This window comes from Stutzerimonas nitrititolerans (assembly GCF_003696285.1).
Classification (GTDB): Bacteria; Pseudomonadota; Gammaproteobacteria; order Pseudomonadales; family Pseudomonadaceae; genus Stutzerimonas; species Stutzerimonas nitrititolerans.
In genome coordinates this window covers 1-1,233 of record NZ_RFFL01000050.1, presented here as the reverse complement: position 1 = coordinate 1,233, position 1,233 = coordinate 1, and the positions used below count along the sequence as shown (strand labels likewise).

Sequence of the window (1,233 nt, the reverse complement as noted above, 5' to 3'; positions counted from 1 at the left end):
ATTGGCCGGCAACTCGCCTTCCAGCGTGAAAGTTTCGCCTCCGAACGAACCAAGTGCGCTGCAGGCACTCAAGGAAATACCCAACAGGCCAGGCCACAAAATGGCTCGGATATATGAATTCTTCAAAAATTTCACTGCCGATGATCCCGTGCAATGGAAGCGTTAAATAGCACCTGGCTGATTCTGGAGAAATGCACGTCGGGTGCTTCATGATCGTAAGGAGGCCATTCCGGATGGCTGGCGAGCGCGGGGTCTAGTTGATAACGCAGCAGGAGCTGGATGCGTTCCGCTGAGCGCCAATGCCAGCGTTCGGCCTTATCGAGTTGCTCGTCCAGCCAGTCGCTCAATATTCGAGTTTCGACCAGTTGAGCGGTGGCTGCCGAGTGGTTTTGCCACAGCCAAAGCGTCAGGTTGTGGCGCTGGATTTCCCGCACCACGGTATTCGGCTCGGGCAAGGCCAACCAGGCTGCTTCGAATGGAGCTGGGTATTGTGCCGGTCGTGAATTATCGAAGCACCGCCAGCGCTCACCATCCCAGCAAAGAGCGCTGCTCAGGGGACCAAGCAGCAACGGTTGCTGTGCCGGCGCGAGCTCGGCAAGGTGACGAGCGATGACTCGGTTGTCCTGGAATCGATAGAGCGAGCGCTGCCCTTCCTCATCGACGTACATGCGCTCTCGCCAGTGATGAGCAAGGGCGGATAAATCGATACTGTCAGTGCTGGCCAGCCAGCCCCAGTTGCGCTCAGGCGCATCGAGCAACGACTGGATCCGCGCGATCTCGGAGACACCCACGGCAACCAGCCAGGGACCAATATTCGCCAAATCGGCGAATTCGGTTCCTTGGTAGAGATTGACGTAATCCCGCATCAGGTCGCTGGCAAACAACTCATGAATGGGATTGGGCTCGGCCAGGCTGTCGATGACGAGCAGCAGGTGCCGGTGTTGCGCCTGCTGTTCATCCAGCCACTGTCGCAACTGATCATTCATGTGGCCGCACCAACGTCGCAAACGCCCTCTCTGCAGGCTTCGCAGATCGGGCAGCGGCTGGCCCCGATCTGCCTCGCTTTACGGGCCATCTGTAGCTGAGTGTTGGCCAGGGCCAGTTTTGGCTTGACGCCTGCTTGGTCCTTATCCGCCTCGTTAGGTAGGGCTGGCGCCACTATCTTCAAACCCACCCCCTTACCCGCCGCCCCACCCGAATTCATCCTGATGGTCGCGCCGTTCAGCGTTACGC

1 protein-coding gene and 1 pseudogene are annotated in these 1,233 nt (G+C 58.6%); both read right to left on the bottom strand.

Features of this window, described 5'->3' with window-relative positions:
• Nucleotides 1-131: 131 nt before the first annotated feature.
• Complete coding sequence (locus EA795_RS20595; RefSeq protein ID WP_014851138.1) at nucleotides 132-986, bottom strand: DUF4123 domain-containing protein; 855 nt, start codon at nucleotides 984-986, stop codon at nucleotides 132-134.
• A pseudogene (locus EA795_RS21250) lies at nucleotides 983-1,233 on the bottom strand (type VI secretion system tip protein VgrG); the annotation flags it as partial. The gene EA795_RS20595 and the pseudogene EA795_RS21250, both read right to left, overlap by 4 nt.